Raw genomic sequence first — 14,309 nt, forward strand, 5'->3', positions numbered from 1 at the left:
CTATAAGCAAAATGTGACGGAGCAGCACGCCGGAGAGAACACCATCACGGTTAAAAGCCCTGCGCTTAACGCGACGTTGGCGTGTGCTTCAGGGCCACACTGAGCTGAGCTGCCGGATGGGTCGAATGATTGAGCGGACAGCAATTTTCACAGCCTATTGCACCCACATAATATTTTTTCGCCTGAAGAATAGCGGCGTTCACGTGGTAAAAACTGCCCAGAAACAGTCTGTTATCCATGTCGGGAAGATGAGGGCAACCCGCAGCGTGGACAACATGATTATCGTTATATCCTGATTGTTTATTAACGTAATAGTAGAGAGCCACAGGCGTTCCTTGTTGCCGTGCTGAAAGGCAAAACTGATGAATTATGACAATAAAATGATTATAGCGGGAAACGCGCACTTTGTTTGTTGTGGATCTGAATCAAACGTTCTGGAGGCGGTTTGCCAGACCCGGCGGGGCCTGGCAAACGTGCAGGCTGTCAGAGTTTTCTACTGTGCAGACGCCAGGCAACCGCTAACGCCAGTATCAGCAGGACGCTGATAAATAGCGTAATACCGCCCCAGCCGAAGTTATGCCAGAACAGACCGCCCAGCGTACCCGCCACGCTGGAACCCACGTAATAGCTGAAAAGATAAAGCGAGGAAGCCTGTCCCCGCGCCCGACGCGCCCGGGGACCGATCCAGCCGCTGGCAACGGCATGAGCAGCAAAAAAACCGGCAGTGAACAGCATCATCCCAGGCAGGATCAGCCAGAGGGAGTTAAAGGCCGTTACCAGCAGGCCCAGTAACATGATGGCTGTCGCGCCCAGCATTACCGGCCCGCGCCCAATGCGGCTGGTCAGCGCACCCGCTTTAGGCGAACTCCATGAGCCGGTCAGGTAGACCACGGATAACAACCCGACCACGGCCTGACTGAGATGCCAGGGCGCGTCCAGTAAACGATAGCCAATGTAGTTGAACAGGGTGACGAAGGCGCCCATCAGCAGGAAGCCTTCGGCAAACAACCACGGCAGGCCTGGATCGCGCCAGTGCAGCCGGAAGTTAATTAACAGATTACGCGGGCGCAGCGTGATGGGTCTGAAATGACGCGATGCGGGCAGGATCTTCCAGAACATCAGCGCGGAGGCCAGTGAAAAACAGCCGATTAGCGCCACGGCGATCCGCCATGAGAAGAGGTCGGTCAGGACACCGCTGAGCAGACGCCCGCTCATTCCGCCTATGGAATTACCGCTGATATACAACCCCATGGAAAAGGCAACGACCTGTGCATCTATCTCTTCACTGAGATAGGTCATGCCCACCGCCGCAACGCCGCTAAGCGACAGGCCCATCAGCCCACGCATGATCAGAATGCCGTGCCAGCTGGTCATCGTGGCCGAGATCAGCGTACAGATGGCGGCGAGCATCAGGGCGGTCACCATCACCGATTTACGCCCGATGGCATCAGAGAGTGGGCCGGTCACGAGCAGGCCCAGCGCCATCAGACCGGTAGAGATGGAGAGCGACAGGCTGCTGGTCGCCGGAGAAACCCCAAACTGCTGTGACATGACTGGCAGAATGGGCTGCACACAGTAGAGCAGGGCAAAGGTGGCCAGTCCGGCCGAGAAGAGTGCCAGCGTCACGCGCATAAACGCGGGCGTTCCGCGGCGAATGTATCCTGAAGCTGCCGCAGATTCTGGCGGTGCAGACACCGCACTCTCATCCACGGCGGCCTGTATTGAGCGACTCACACATCATCCTTTCAGTCAGAAAACCAGTGGTCAGCATAGGAAAGTGGAATTATGATGTCTAATATATTAATAATCTCAAATAAGACGTTTAAAATATGAATATCGAGCTGCGTCACCTGCGTTACTTTATTGCGGTCGCCGAAGAGTTACATTTCGGGCGGGCAGCCCTGCGTCTGAATATCTCTCAGCCGCCGCTCAGCCAGCAAATAATGCAGCTCGAAACGGAAACGGGTGCCAGGCTATTTAATCGCACCAACCGCAGCGTGCAACTTACCGCAGCCGGAGAGCAATTACTGAGTGATGCCCGTGCGATTCTTTTACAGGTTGAGCAGGCGTCTGACCGCGCAGCCCGGCTGCATCGTGGCGAAGAGGGAGAGTTAAGAATTGGTTTTACCTCTTCGGCGCCGTTTACCGCGGTGGTCTCAGATGCACTGTTCCGGTTTCGTCAGCGCTGGCCACAGGTGCATATAAAGATGCAGGAGATCAACACCCGTCAGCAACTGGTCCCGTTGCACGAAGGACTGCTTGATCTTGGTGTGATGCGCAATACGCCGCTGCCGGCCGATTTGCGGCATCAGTTGCTGCTGAGTGAGCCGCTCTATGCCGTGGTGCATAAGGCCCATCCGCTGGCGGGCGCCGAAAAAATTTCGGTGACTGCGCTGGCGGCTGAACCCTTTGTCTTCTTCGATCCTCAGGGCGGCACCGCGCTTTACAGCGATATTCTGGCGCTGCTGCACCGCTATCACATCAAGCCCTATATCACGCAGGAAGTGGGTGAAGCGATGACCATCCTGGGGCTGGTCGCAACCGGTCTGGGCGTATCCATTCTGCCCGCCTCATTCCGGCGGGCGCGGCTGGCCGATCTGGTCTGGCTGCCGTTAACGGAAGAGGATGCCATTTCAGAGCTGTGGCTGGTCTGGTCTGCAGGACGTGAATTAAATGCCCAGATGCAGCACATGATGGCGTTGCTGCAGGAGAAGCAGCGCTGAACCCTGCCTGTCACCGCATCAATTTGTGCGATAAATCACATTTCTAATCAAATATTTGACGCTGTTGCCTGATCTGCCTCACCATGGCGCATGTTTATTTAGAAGCGCGAAAATAACCGGGAGCAGGGTTGTGAATCCGGACAGTCAACCTGGCCACATTGACCAGATTAAGCAGACCAATGCAGGTGTCGTATATCGATTAATTGATCGCTACGGTCCCATTTCGCGTATCGAACTTTCCCGCCGTGCCCAGCTCGCGCCGGCCAGCATCACCAAAATTGTGCGTGAAATGCTGGATGCGCATCTGGTGCAGGAGACCGAGTACCAGGACCCCGGCAGTCGTGGCCGTCCGGCGATTGGCCTGATACTGGACACCGATGCCTGGCACTATCTGGCGATTCGGTTGCATCGCGGCGCAATGACCTTCACGCTGCGCGATCTCAGCAGTCGGGCGCTGGCAGAAGACAGCCTGCCGCTGCCTGATGAATCTGCTCAGCCATTACTCTCCGCGCTAATAGAACAGGTCGATGCTTTTTTCATTCGTCATCAAAAGAAGCTGGAACGCCTGACGGCTATCGCTATCACCCTGCCAGGACTGATTAACGCCGCCTCCGGCGTGGTGCATCGTTTGCCAGGTTATGCGGTACGCGATATGCCGCTGGGCGATGCGCTGGCAGCGCGAACCGGCTTAGCGGTGTTTGTGCAGCACGACATTTCAGCCTGGACGCTGGCGGAATCGCTGTTTGGCGCCTCACGCGGTGCGCAGGACGTTATTCAGATTGTGATTGATGAAACCGTCGGTGCTGGCGTGATCAGTGGCGGTCAGCTGCTGCACAAAAGTGGCAGGGCACTGGTCGAAATCGGCCATACCCAGATAGACCCTTATGGTCAGCAGTGCTACTGCGGTAATCATGGCTGTCTGGAGACAGTAGCCAGTACCGGCAGTCTGCTCGCGCTGGCAGCGCAGCGTCTGCCAGCCCAGCCTGACAGCCTGCTCAACAACCAGCCGTTGACGCTTCAGTCACTGTGCGCGGCCGCGCAATCGGGCGACCGTCTGGCGCGCGACACCATTGCCAGCGTCGGGCACCACGTTGGCCGGATCCTGGCGATGATGGTCAACATCTTCAATCCACAACATATTCTTATAGGTTCTCCGCTCAATGCCGCCGCTGATGTGCTGTTTCCGGCGGTCAGCAATACGATTCTGCAGCAGTCACTGCCCGCTTACAGCGCGAGTATTGAGCTGGCACCCACTGAATTTAGCGAGCCAGGGACACTGGGCGGTGCCGCGCTAATCAAAGACGCCCTCTATAACGGACATCTGTTAGTGAAGTTGTTGCAAGGTTAAGCAGACCTGAACTTGCGCTAACGCAATCTGTTCCCCTCCTTCATTCCTTAAAATGCCGTTTCGCAGCAAGGTTAATCCCTGATTAATCGCAACGGTTTTAGAGGAGAAGTTGAGTGAACAGATTATTTGTTACCGGCACCGATACCGCAGTGGGCAAAACGGTGGTGTCACGCGCCCTGTTGCAAAGTTTTATACAGACCGGACACAGTGCAGTCGGCTATAAGCCTATCGCGCGATGTGCGGTTAAAACCCCGGATGGCCTGCGTAACAAAGATGCACAGGTTCTGCAAAGCGCGTCCTCCATCGACTTGCCTTATCAGGCAATCAATCCGCTGGTTTTCCAGGAAGAGGAGATCTGCACCCATCCCGCGCAGATCATCGACTATGGGTTGCTGACTCAGGGCTTAACCCGCCTGATGCAGCAGGCCAGTCGCGTGGTCGTTGAGGGCACAGGCGGCTGGCGCAGCCTGATGAACGATGGCCGTCCGCTCTCCTGCTGGGTCGTTGAGCAGCAACTGCCGGTGGTGCTGGTGGTCGGAATCCAGTCGGGCTGCATCAGTCACGCCTTGTTGACGGCAGAAGCAATTGCGCAGGATGGTCTCCCGCTGCTGGGCTGGGTAGGCAATCGTATTAACCCAGGACTGGCGCATTACAGCGACATTATCGGGATTCTGCGCGAAAAAATCGGCGCACCGCTGCTGGGCGAACTGCCTTATTTACCGCGTGCCGAACAACGCGACCTCACACCTTATATCGATATTTCCCTGCTGGAGCCGGACAGTTTGCACGCTGTGAGTGCAAAGATCGCCTGATTATGAAACAAGACGAGTCATCTGAGTCGGGAGTGAGCCTAAAGTTTCAGGCTCGTTTTCGACTCTCTGCAAAAATTTCTGTTTATATTTGAATGGCCTGACGCAGTTAACGCGAAACAACAACGTCATGGCGCAAAAAATGCATTAACTCCGCTTATCACAGTGAGCCGGAGTATCATCATGTCGCATTCGCACGAGAAAGGTTTGTTATATGGGCTTGAGGCCCGCATTGGTCCCGCCCCGGCGTTTCTGGCCGCATTGCAACATCTGCTCGCCAGCGTAGTGGGGATTATCACGCCACCGCTGATTATTGGTTCAGTTCTGGGATTAAATGCCTACATTCCTTATCTGATAAGCATGTCGCTGTTTGTTTCAGGGTTAGGCACTTTTATGCAGGCCAGACGCTTTTATGGCATTGGCGCGGGCATGATCTGCCTGCAGGGCACCAGTTTCGCGTTTCTCGGTGTGATTCTCTCCGGTGGGCTGATGGTGAAAGGGCGCGGCGGATCGCCAGAAGAGATTATGGCGATGTTGTTTGGCTGCAACCTGGTGGCAGCGCTGATTCCGATTCTGATTAGCCGCTGTGTGGGCTCACTGCGCAAAGTCCTGACGCCGGTTGTGACCGGCACAGTGATTACTCTCATCGGCATCAGCCTGATCAAGGTGAGCATCACCGACTGGGCTGGCGGTCACAACGCCACAGATTTTGGTTCGCCGGGGAATCTGGCGCTGGGAGCGCTGACGCTGCTGGTGATTGTGGCGCTTAACCGTTCGCGCAACCGCTGGGCAAGGCTGGTGGCAGTGGTGGCCGGCATCGCGGTGGGATGCGTGGCGGCAGTCTTAACCGGACATTTACAACTGCACGTCGCGCCGGAGAGCAGCTGGATGGTACTGCCAGCCTTCTTCCGGTTTGGTTTCGCCTTTGACTGGACTATCTTTCTGCCGATTGCACTCGTGTCGGTCATCGCCGTAATTGAAGCCGTTGGGGATCTCACGGCCAACTGCCTGATTTCACAGCAGCCCATCGCTGGCAAGCCTTTTCAGCAGCGGCTGCAGGGCGGTATTGTCGCTGATGGCCTGAGCTGTGTGCTGGCGGCGGTTTTCTCCGCCTTTCCTAACACCACGTTTGCGCAAAATAATGGGGTTATCCAGATGACGGGCGTTGCCAGTCGTTACGTAGGCATGCTCTTAGGCATTATGCTGGCGCTACTGGGGCTTTTTCCTTTTGTTGGCTCGCTGCTGCAGCAGATCCCGCCGCCAGTCCTTGGCGGAGCCACTATTGTGATGTTTGGCAGCGTCGTCGCTGCGGGTATCCGGGTGATGACACAGACGCCGCTGGGCCGCCGTGAGATGCTGATTGTCGCAATTTCATTCGGGATTGGTCTTGGCGTGGAAGCGGTGCCGGAGGTACTGAAGCAGTTCCCACCGCTGATTAACAGTCTGTTTGGTCATGCGGTAACGACCGGCGGTATTCTGGCGATTATGCTCAATCTGGTACTGCCAGACGAGGCATCTGCCGTGGAAGAGGTTGAGGCGGAAACACTGACTGAAAGTTAAAAGCTGAATAACGCACAACCGCTGAATAACGCACAACCGCTGAAGTTGCTCTGACAGACGGCTCAGAAATTCAAAGCGATGGGAGCATACGCCAGTAGCAAAGCATCGCGGACCAGGGATGGGCCGCGCTGAGCCCGCCAGGGATGGCGTGGTTTGCGTCTTTGTCGAGGGCGTAAGCTCCCTGAGCTGGTAATAAATTAACAGTCATAATACGTCGTGACTTAACTGGCTTTAAGATGGAGTCGGCGAGGGGAATAGGGCCAGAGCGGCCCTTTTTCTGACTTATATCACTATTACGACATTATGGATTCAGACGACGACGGGTTCGACCCGAGCTGAGGTAATCCGCGATGTAATCCTGCGAAATCTCCCCGCTGTAGCGACCCTCTTCATCGACTATTGGCATCCAGACTGTATTGTGCTCATAGAGTTTGGACAACACCACGCGCAGGTTCTCTTCCGCTTTACCGGTGACCTTAAAGGTGTGCAGCTTCTCTTCACAACGGCCACTCACGTTACGCGCCTCGCGACGCTTCACGAAGCCCAGCGGCTTACCATCCTCATCGACCACGGTAATCGACCGCATATCGTTCTCATCCATGGTGCCAAAGGCTTCATCCAGTGGCGTTGAGCGGCGCACGGTGATGGTCGGCTGCTGATCGGTCACGTCTCCCGCCTGCACCAGTAACAGACGCTTAAGCGTGCGGTCCTGACCCACAAACGAGCCAACGAAATCATTGGCCGGAGTCGCCAGCAACTCATCCGGGCTGGCGCACTGCACGATTTTACCCTGACCAAAGACGGCGATGCGGTCGCCGAGCTTGAGCGCCTCATCGATGTCGTGGCTCACCAGCATCACGGTTTTCTTCAACTGGCACTGCATGTCGAGGAACTCGTTCTGGATCACTTCGCGGTTAATCGGGTCAACGGCACCAAAAGGCTCATCCATCAGCAGCACCGGTGGATCCGCGGCCAGGGCGCGAATCACGCCGATACGTTGCTGCTGACCGCCGGACATCTCACGCGGATAGCGATGCAGGAATTTAGTCGGGTCCAGCGCGACCATGCTCATCAGCTCAGTGGCACGTTCACGACACTGCTTTTTGTCCCAGCCCAGCATGCGTGGCACTACAGTAATGTTCTCCTCAATGGTCATGTTGGGGAACAGGCCTATCTGCTGGATGACATAGCCAATGTTGCGACGCAAAGTGGTGGTGTCCTGGGTACTGGTATCTTCACCGTTGATCAGGATGCGGCCACTGGTGGCGGGGATCAGACGGTTAATCATCTTCAGCGTGGTGGTCTTACCGCAGCCCGATGGCCCCAGCAGCACACACATCTCACCGGCAGGTACGTGAAGGCTGACGTTATCGACGGCTTTGTTAGTGGTGCCGTTTTTCTGGGTAAAGGTTTTCGTCAGGTTTTCCAGCGTAATCATTATCGAATCCCCTTTGGAGTCAGCGCCTGCTGCAAACGGTGCAGCAGCCAGTCAAGAAAAATAGCCAGCAGACAAATCATCAGTGCCCCGGCAATCAACATACGAATATCACTGCCGCTGATCCCATCGAGCAGCAACTGGCCCAGACCGCCCGCGCCAATGACGGCAGCAATCGCCATCACGCCAACGTTCATCACCACGGCGGTACGGATGCCGCCAAAAATCACCGGCAGCGCCATCGGGATTTCAACCCAGCGCAGACGCTGCCAGAAGGTCATGCCGATGCCACGGCCCGCTTCACGCAGTCCATCCGGCAGATTCTCCAGTGCGGTGTGAGTGTTGCGCACAATCGGCAGCAGTGAGTAGAGGAACACCGCGGTGATCGCTGGCAGCGCGCCGATGCCCTGACCGATCAGCGAAAAGACCGGAATCATCAGACCAAACAGCGCAATGGTAGGAATGGTCAGCACCACGGTAGCGATACCGAGTATCGGCGTTGCCAGCCATCTGACACGCACGATCAGAATGCCCAGCGGCACGCCAATCACAATGGCCAGGCCGACCGCCACCAGCACCAGCCAGCTGTGCTGCCAGCTCAGGGTGAGCAGGGTGCTCCAGTTATCCATGATGTAGTGAAGGGTATCCACAGTGCCTCCTTACAGCATGTTTTTGGATTGAAGGAAATCACGCGCCACGTTTTCCGGTGACTCATGATCGATATCGACCCGCTTGTTCAGCTCTGTGATCGCCTCATCAGTGATCTGAGCAGAAAGCTGATTAAGCGCGGTATCCAGCCCCGGATGGCTCGCCAGCACATCCTGACGCACGACCGGCGTCACGTTGTAGCTCGGGAAGAAGTGTTTATCATCCTCCAGCACTTTCAGGTTGAAGCCCTTAACCCGTCCATCGGTGGTGTAGATCAGACCGGCATCGACGAATCCATCGCGAATGGCGTTGTAAACCAGACCCGGGTCCATCTGGCGGATCTGCGGCCGATCGAGCGCCAGGTTATAGGTTTTCTGCAGGGGTTTCAGGCCGTCAGAACGACCGGCGAACTCCAGATCCAGCCCCAGACGCCAGTTATGATCCGGGTCAGATTTCCGCACCTGCTCAATTTTCGCAACCAGCTGCGAGAGGGTGGTGATGCCCTCTTTTTCGGCCCGTTCACGGGTCATGGCAAAGGCATAGGTATTGTTCATCGGTGCCGGATTAAGCCACACCAGTCCCAGCTTTGCATCCAGCTTTTTGACCGTTTCATAGGCCTGCTGCGAAGACATCGGCTTGTTGATATGGTTGAAGATAATCAGTGAGGTGCCGGTATATTCCCAGGTCATATCAATCTGCTTGTTCAGCAGTGCATTACGACCAATGGTAGTGGCGATATTACGTTTAGGGACCACCTCAAAACCTTTCTTCTGCAGCCACAGCACCGTCATCGCGGACAGGATATGCTGCTCGGTAAAACTTTTGGTTGCCATCACCAGCGGGGTGGCAGCCTGCGCCGTCTGGCTCAGCAGCAGCGTCGCAGTCAGCGCGACAACGCTTTTCTTAATCCACTTCGTTAGCATTACAAAGCTCCTTGTGGTCAGGCCGCAGCATGCGGACTCAGAAAGCGGCCCAGTGCGGCCAGCAGCATATCCAGAACCAGTGCCACCAGTGCGGTGGCAACGGCGCCCAGAATCAGCGTCGGAAAGTCATTCAGATAGATGCCCGGGAAGATCAGCTCACCAAAGCTGCTGGCACCAATCAGGAAGGCCAGTGGAGCGGTACCGACGTTGATGGCGGTGGCGATGCGCACGCCTGCGAGAATGACCGGCAGGGCGTTGGGCAGCTCAACCTGACGCAGACGTTGCCATTTGGTCATGCCGATGCCGTTGGCGGCCTCAATCAGCGACGGAGGAACCGCGCTCAGGCCAGAGAAGGTGTTTCGAACGATGGGCAGCAATGACGCCAGAAACAGCGCAATCAGCGCCGGACGATCGCCAATGCCGATGATTACCATCGCCAGCGCCAGCACCGCGAGCGGTGGCAGTGTGTTTCCCACATTGAAAATCTGCATCACATATTCGGCCCAGCGACGCGCAAACGGGCGACTGAGCAGGATGCCGCTGGGAATACCGACCAGCAGAGCGAACAACATTGACCAGAAAACTAAGAAGAGGTGCTGCTGCCCGAGATAGAGCAGATCGACTTTACGTGCGACCAGTTGATCCCAGCCTAAGCCCCAGATCAGTGCTGCGATCACCGCGACCACTGCAAGCACTGCCAGACCGGCGCGTTGGGCCAGTGAAGCATTTTGCATAGGAGAATCTCCCTGATGACGATCTCATTTGTTATAACAACCATAAACAGTCCGACAGGCGCGACAAAAACTGCCACCGCACCCAAAACCGAAACTGCGATAAAATGTAGATAAAATGACTGTTTACCCACTCTTTTTCAGCGAATACCGAATAAGATGGGGTAATGCTATAGCAGGCCTTTTTTGCACAAGCCAGCTTTTAAGCCATATATCAGGCAGATAGAAACAGGTTAAAATGGTGTTAAAGCCGCATAGCCGCTGGGTTAATGCGACAATAAAAAAAATTCATCGACATTTGGTGACAACGTCACAGATGACGCAAAAGATGCGCACGCGCGGGAAACTGCACTGGCTGTTTTTGAGCTAGCCTTGCAGATAAAAAAAGGAACCCTATGACTGAAAGCGCACAACTCCAGACCGGACATCGCCACTGGATCTTAATTGCCTGCATGCTGGCGATGTTTATGGCGGCCATTGAAGTGACGATTGTGGCTACCGCAATGCCCACTATCATTGCTGACCTTGGCGGTTTTTCGCAGTTTGGCTGGGTCTTCTCCATCTATCTGCTGACTCAGGCGGTCAGCGTACCGCTCTATGGGCGGCTGGCGGATATGGTGGGGCGCAAAACGATGTTTTTTGTCGGGACCGCCATCTTCCTGGTGGGATCGGTGCTGTGTGGGTTTGCCCATACGATGACCTGGCTGATCCTGTTCCGGGCATTTCAGGGCCTGGGCGCGGGCGCGATTATGCCGCTCAGCTCGACCATCGTGGCGGATATCTATTCACCGCGCGAACGGGCCAGCGTGCAGGGCTGGCTCTCCAGCGTCTGGGGTGTGGCGGCCATCGTCGGGCCACTGACCGGGGCCTGGCTGGTGCAGCACTTTAGCTGGTCGGTGATTTTCTGGGTTAACTTGCCGATTGGCCTGATGAGCATGCTGATGCTGGCGCGCTGGCTACCGTCGCACCAGAAGGAGGAGAAATCACAGCCGCTGAATCTGGCAGGAAGCGGCTGGCTGATGCTCTGCGTGACGGCCCTGCTGGTGGCGCTATTGCAGGCAGAACAGCTGGGCATCTGGCTGGTGCCGTTTCTGATGTTCTCGCTGTTTGCGGGCTGGCAGCTTAAACGCCATGAGCAACGTTCAGCAGCACCGCTGTTTCCGCTGATCATCTGGCGCAGCCGGCTTATCGTGGCGGGTAATGCGGGCAATCTGATTATCGGGGCGGCCATGATGGGCATCAGCGCGTTTTTACCCACCTGGATTCAGGGGATCCGCGGTGGCTCACCGTTGCAGGCGGGCAGTGTGCTGGCGATGATGTCGATTGGCTGGCCGCTGGCCAGTACCCTCAGCGGCAGACTGATGCTGCACACCTCCTACCGCTTTACCGCCCAGCTTGGCGCGCTCTTGCTGGTGACGGGCAGCGCCTTGCTACTGTTCTTACAGCCCGCAAGCTCTCTCTATCAGGCGGGCTTTACGGCGTTTCTGATCGGGACTGGCATGGGGATGACCAGCACCACGTTCCTGGTTTCTGTGCAGAATCAGGCGGACTATCAGATTCGTGGCATCTGCACCGCTTCAATCATGTTCAGCCGGATGATCGGCTCGGCGGTGGGAACGGCGATTATGGGCGCAGTACTGAATCTGAATCTGCAATGGCGACTGCCACAGGTACAGGATCCGGTGCAGCAGATTATGTCAGAATCCAGTCGTCAGCATTTGCAGCCGGAAACGCTGCAACAGATGGTTGCGTCCATCGCGACGTCATTGCACTGGGTATTTGTGGTGGCACTGGTGATTGCGCTGTTTGCGGTGGGTGTGGCCTGGATGATGCCACGTCAGCGGCCGGAACAGGCGGACTAGCAGGCAGGGCGACAGGATGTCGCCCTGATTTGACGCTGACTACTGAGCAGGCGAGTCCTGTGAACTGCCGGCACTGGCGGGGACACTGGCTTCGTCGTCACGGCCTGAACGCTTATAAACAATCTTTTGTGTGTCGTTTTCACAATGTCCGACGACCTGACCGTCCGCCTGATCAACCTGATCGTTGGCGACCACGTCGAGACTAAAACCTGACTCAGGCACACCGTTCTGAATAATTTTCTGGCTGATGTCGGCTTTCACCGACTCACAGGATGCCTGTGCCATCAGCGGCAGAGCTAAAAACGCCGCGCTTAATAAAACCCTCTGTAGCTTCATCACGTCTTCCTTATGTTAGTCGTCCGTCATTACTATAGCTCAAAATTACGGCGCAACCGGGCGACCTGAACGGCGGTCCAGGCAACGCAGGGTGTTGGGTTCCCAGTAAGCGTTGAGATTAAGGCTCTGCTCGCATTTGTCGCGGGTGTCATAGGCGCGATCGGCCTTATCAAACTCTTTTTCGACGCGGGTGTTCACTTTGTTACGCAGCATGCGCGTGTCATTCCATTGCTCTTTATCCTGGCGCGCCGCTTCATTGCCCAGCGCGGTGCTGCCATCTTCAATGATCAGACGATTCGTATTCGCACTGGCAGTGAATGCCGCAGAGGAGATCAGAACCAACAGCACGGCAGGGATCATTTTTTTCATCACAATATCCTTTAGTTAACGCAAACATCGCCTTCCGGGACGTCTGTTGCAGCGGGTATGCTTTAAGCCTGGCCCACCAGCCGTCATTGTTGCTGTAAGTCCGGACAGGGAAAGCGCGAAGCAATCCGGCGTACATGCGTGGTGATGGTGAGCGCTGCCCGGGTTCAGGCTAAAAATAAAATAGCCCGATGACAGAGATTCTTATTATATCATCGCCGTTTCTTCGCTCACCAGTGGTGAGTCATTTGTTTACGTTCAGGAGAGGTTAGGGTGCTGATTAAAACCGCCTTGCTGTTTTTTATTACCGCGCTGGCGGAGATCATCGGCTGTTTTTTGCCCTGGTTATGGCTAAAAAAAGGGGGCTCAGCCTGGCTGTTACTGCCTGCAGCGGCGAGTCTTGCGCTGTTTGTCTGGCTGCTGACCCTGCATCCTGCCGCCAGTGGACGGGTCTATGCCGCTTACGGTGGCGTCTATGTGCTGACTGCGCTGCTTTGGTTGCGGGTAGTGGATGGCGTGAAGTTAAGCGCGTGGGACTGGAGCGGGGCAGTGATCGCCTTCAGCGGCATGCTGATCATCGTGATGGGCTGGGGGCGCGGGTAGCGCCAGCCGGACGGACTGGCGCTGCAGAGGCTTAAGGCTTATGGACTTTCAGGCCTGCCAGCGTCTGGCTGACCGGCATCATTTCAAGACTGTTGATGTTGACATGCTTAGGCAGCGTGGCAACCCACCAGACCGCTTCTGTGACATCTTCGGGTGTTAAAGCCTTTGCGCCTTCATAAACCTGGCCCGCTTTGTCATCATCGCCCTTAAAGCGCACATTGGAAAACTCCGTGCCGCCGACAAGGCCGGGTTCTATATCGGTGACGCGCAGTGCCGTACCGTGCAGGTCGGTTCGCAGGTTAAGGCTGAACTGACGGACAAACGCTTTGGTTGCACCATACACGTTGCCGCCGGCATAAGGCCAGCTACCGGCAATCGAGCCAATGTTGATGATGTGGCCGATATCGCGCTCTACCATGTGGGGCAGCAGGGCGCGGGTCATGTAAACCAGGCCTTTGGTGTTGGTGTCGATCATGTTTTCCCAGTCTTCAACATTCGCTTTGTGCGCAGGTTCAATCCCCAGCGCCAGACCGGCGTTGTTAACCAGTACATCAATATTGCGCCACTCTGCCGGTAAGTGCGTGACCATCTCTTCAATGGCGGCACGGTTACGCACATCCAGCTGCACCGTATAAAGATTCTCGCCCAGCTCCTCCTTCAGCGCTTTTAAACGCTCGGCGCGGCGTCCGCTGGCAATGACTTTGTGACCATTCTCAATAAAGCGGCGGGTGATGCTTTCACCAAAACCGGCGGTCGCGCCGGTGACAAAAATAATCATCTCACTGTTCCTTATGCCATTTTCAGAGTCGATGACTTCACCATAGCATTTCATTTCCGCTTCTGCGCGTTGAAAAATCGCCAGGCCTGTAAATGGATTTTACCGGTTAACTGACTGCGCCTTTTCAGGGCAGGCTGCACCTAAAAAGGGCACGTTTCCCTCCGGCAGGCCATACTCAGAATGATCA

At 55.9% G+C, this 14,309-nt stretch carries 15 protein-coding genes; 6 read left to right on the forward strand and 9 right to left on the reverse strand.

The genetic code is table 11. The annotated features are described in order from the left end of the window. Positions 1-65 precede the first annotated feature (65 nt). Together IAI47_RS22045 and IAI47_RS09740 are read right to left on the reverse strand one after the other, a co-directional pair. Positions 66-326, reverse strand: a complete 261-nt coding sequence (locus IAI47_RS22045; protein WP_008925221.1) for a hypothetical protein — start codon at positions 324-326, stop codon at positions 66-68. Positions 327-483: 157 nt separating this feature from the next. Then, the gene (locus IAI47_RS09740; RefSeq protein ID WP_008925220.1) at positions 484-1,734 is read right to left on the reverse strand and encodes an MFS transporter; all 1,251 of its coding nucleotides are present in this window, start codon (positions 1,732-1,734) and stop codon (positions 484-486) included. 95 nt (positions 1,735-1,829) lie between these two features. On the opposite strand from IAI47_RS09740, the gene IAI47_RS09745 reads away from it, so the two are divergent. The 4 genes from IAI47_RS09745 (at position 1,830) to IAI47_RS09760 (ending at position 6,440) form a co-directional block, all read left to right on the forward strand. Beyond that, a complete protein-coding gene (locus IAI47_RS09745) occupies positions 1,830-2,723 on the forward strand; it encodes a LysR family transcriptional regulator (RefSeq protein ID WP_003853669.1) in 894 nt (297 codons plus the stop codon). 130 nt (positions 2,724-2,853) lie between these two features. Beyond that, positions 2,854-4,071 (forward strand): ROK family transcriptional regulator, encoded by a 1,218-nt coding sequence (locus IAI47_RS09750; RefSeq protein WP_003853668.1) that lies wholly within the window; start codon positions 2,854-2,856, stop codon positions 4,069-4,071. Positions 4,072-4,184: 113 nt separating this feature from the next. Further along, on the forward strand, positions 4,185-4,883 hold the full coding sequence (gene bioD / locus IAI47_RS09755) for a dethiobiotin synthase (protein ID WP_008925219.1): 699 nt from the start codon (positions 4,185-4,187) through the stop codon (positions 4,881-4,883). A gap of 180 nt (positions 4,884-5,063) precedes the next feature. Next, entirely contained in the window at positions 5,064-6,440 is a 1,377-nt protein-coding gene (locus IAI47_RS09760; RefSeq protein WP_008925218.1) for a nucleobase:cation symporter-2 family protein, read from the forward strand. 301 nt (positions 6,441-6,741) lie between these two features. Here IAI47_RS09760 and osmV read toward each other — a convergent pair whose 3' ends face one another. The 4 genes from osmV to IAI47_RS09780 are packed head-to-tail and all read right to left on the reverse strand — an operon-like array spanning position 6,742 to position 10,180. Next, on the reverse strand, positions 6,742-7,878 hold the full coding sequence (gene osmV, locus IAI47_RS09765; protein ID WP_008925217.1) for an osmoprotectant ABC transporter ATP-binding protein OsmV: 1,137 nt from the start codon (positions 7,876-7,878) through the stop codon (positions 6,742-6,744). Next, entirely contained in the window at positions 7,878-8,525 is a 648-nt protein-coding gene (osmW, locus tag IAI47_RS09770) for an osmoprotectant ABC transporter permease OsmW (RefSeq protein ID WP_003853661.1), read from the reverse strand. The genes osmV and osmW overlap by 1 nt, the downstream gene beginning before the upstream one ends. 9 nt (positions 8,526-8,534) lie before the next feature. Then, entirely contained in the window at positions 8,535-9,446 is a 912-nt protein-coding gene (locus tag IAI47_RS09775; RefSeq protein ID WP_008925216.1) for a glycine betaine ABC transporter substrate-binding protein, read from the reverse strand. A 17-nt stretch (positions 9,447-9,463) separates the two neighbouring features. Next, entirely contained in the window at positions 9,464-10,180 is a 717-nt protein-coding gene (locus tag IAI47_RS09780) for an ABC transporter permease (protein WP_003853657.1), read from the reverse strand. A 392-nt stretch (positions 10,181-10,572) separates the two neighbouring features. Here IAI47_RS09780 and IAI47_RS09785 point away from each other — a divergent pair, with 392 nt between their 5' ends. Beyond that, positions 10,573-12,039, forward strand: a complete 1,467-nt coding sequence (locus tag IAI47_RS09785) for an MDR family MFS transporter (protein ID WP_008925215.1) — start codon at positions 10,573-10,575, stop codon at positions 12,037-12,039. 39 nt (positions 12,040-12,078) lie between these two features. Here IAI47_RS09785 and IAI47_RS09790 read toward each other — a convergent pair whose 3' ends face one another. Together IAI47_RS09790 and IAI47_RS09795 are read right to left on the reverse strand one after the other, a co-directional pair. Continuing rightward, a complete protein-coding gene (locus IAI47_RS09790; protein WP_008925214.1) occupies positions 12,079-12,375 on the reverse strand; it encodes a DUF1161 domain-containing protein in 297 nt (98 codons plus the stop codon). Positions 12,376-12,420: 45 nt separating this feature from the next. Beyond that, entirely contained in the window at positions 12,421-12,744 is a 324-nt protein-coding gene (locus IAI47_RS09795; RefSeq protein WP_003853649.1) for a DUF1283 family protein, read from the reverse strand. Between the two features lie 273 nt (positions 12,745-13,017). Here IAI47_RS09795 and IAI47_RS09800 point away from each other — a divergent pair, with 273 nt between their 5' ends. Beyond that, positions 13,018-13,344 carry a YnfA family protein gene (locus tag IAI47_RS09800; protein ID WP_033743086.1) on the forward strand — a complete coding sequence of 109 codons (327 nt, stop codon included), beginning with the start codon at positions 13,018-13,020 and terminating at the stop codon, positions 13,342-13,344. 31 nt (positions 13,345-13,375) lie between these two features. Here the strand turns inward: IAI47_RS09800 and ydfG are convergent, their stop codons facing one another. Further along, positions 13,376-14,122, reverse strand: a complete 747-nt coding sequence (gene ydfG / locus IAI47_RS09805; protein WP_003853646.1) for a bifunctional NADP-dependent 3-hydroxy acid dehydrogenase/3-hydroxypropionate dehydrogenase YdfG — start codon at positions 14,120-14,122, stop codon at positions 13,376-13,378. Positions 14,123-14,309: the final 187 nt, after the last annotated feature.

Source organism: Pantoea sp. MT58, from assembly GCF_014495885.1.
Lineage (GTDB): Bacteria > Pseudomonadota > Gammaproteobacteria > Enterobacterales > Enterobacteriaceae > Pantoea > Pantoea eucalypti.

Coding starts and splice junctions, on each gene's coding strand:
- IAI47_RS09790 (WP_008925214.1), bottom strand. CDS start 12,375: ATGAAGCTACAGAGGGTTTTATTAAGCGCGGCGTTTTTAGCTCTGCCG.
- osmV (WP_008925217.1), bottom strand. CDS start 7,878: ATGATTACGCTGGAAAACCTGACGAAAACCTTTACCCAGAAAAACGGC.
- IAI47_RS09760 (WP_008925218.1), top strand. CDS start 5,064: ATGTCGCATTCGCACGAGAAAGGTTTGTTATATGGGCTTGAGGCCCGC.
- IAI47_RS09745 (WP_003853669.1), top strand. CDS start 1,830: ATGAATATCGAGCTGCGTCACCTGCGTTACTTTATTGCGGTCGCCGAA.
- IAI47_RS09780 (WP_003853657.1), bottom strand. CDS start 10,180: ATGCAAAATGCTTCACTGGCCCAACGCGCCGGTCTGGCAGTGCTTGCA.
- ydfG (WP_003853646.1), bottom strand. CDS start 14,122: ATGATTATTTTTGTCACCGGCGCGACCGCCGGTTTTGGTGAAAGCATC.
- IAI47_RS09795 (WP_003853649.1), bottom strand. CDS start 12,744: ATGAAAAAAATGATCCCTGCCGTGCTGTTGGTTCTGATCTCCTCTGCG.
- IAI47_RS09775 (WP_008925216.1), bottom strand. CDS start 9,446: ATGCTAACGAAGTGGATTAAGAAAAGCGTTGTCGCGCTGACTGCGACG.
- IAI47_RS09785 (WP_008925215.1), top strand. CDS start 10,573: ATGACTGAAAGCGCACAACTCCAGACCGGACATCGCCACTGGATCTTA.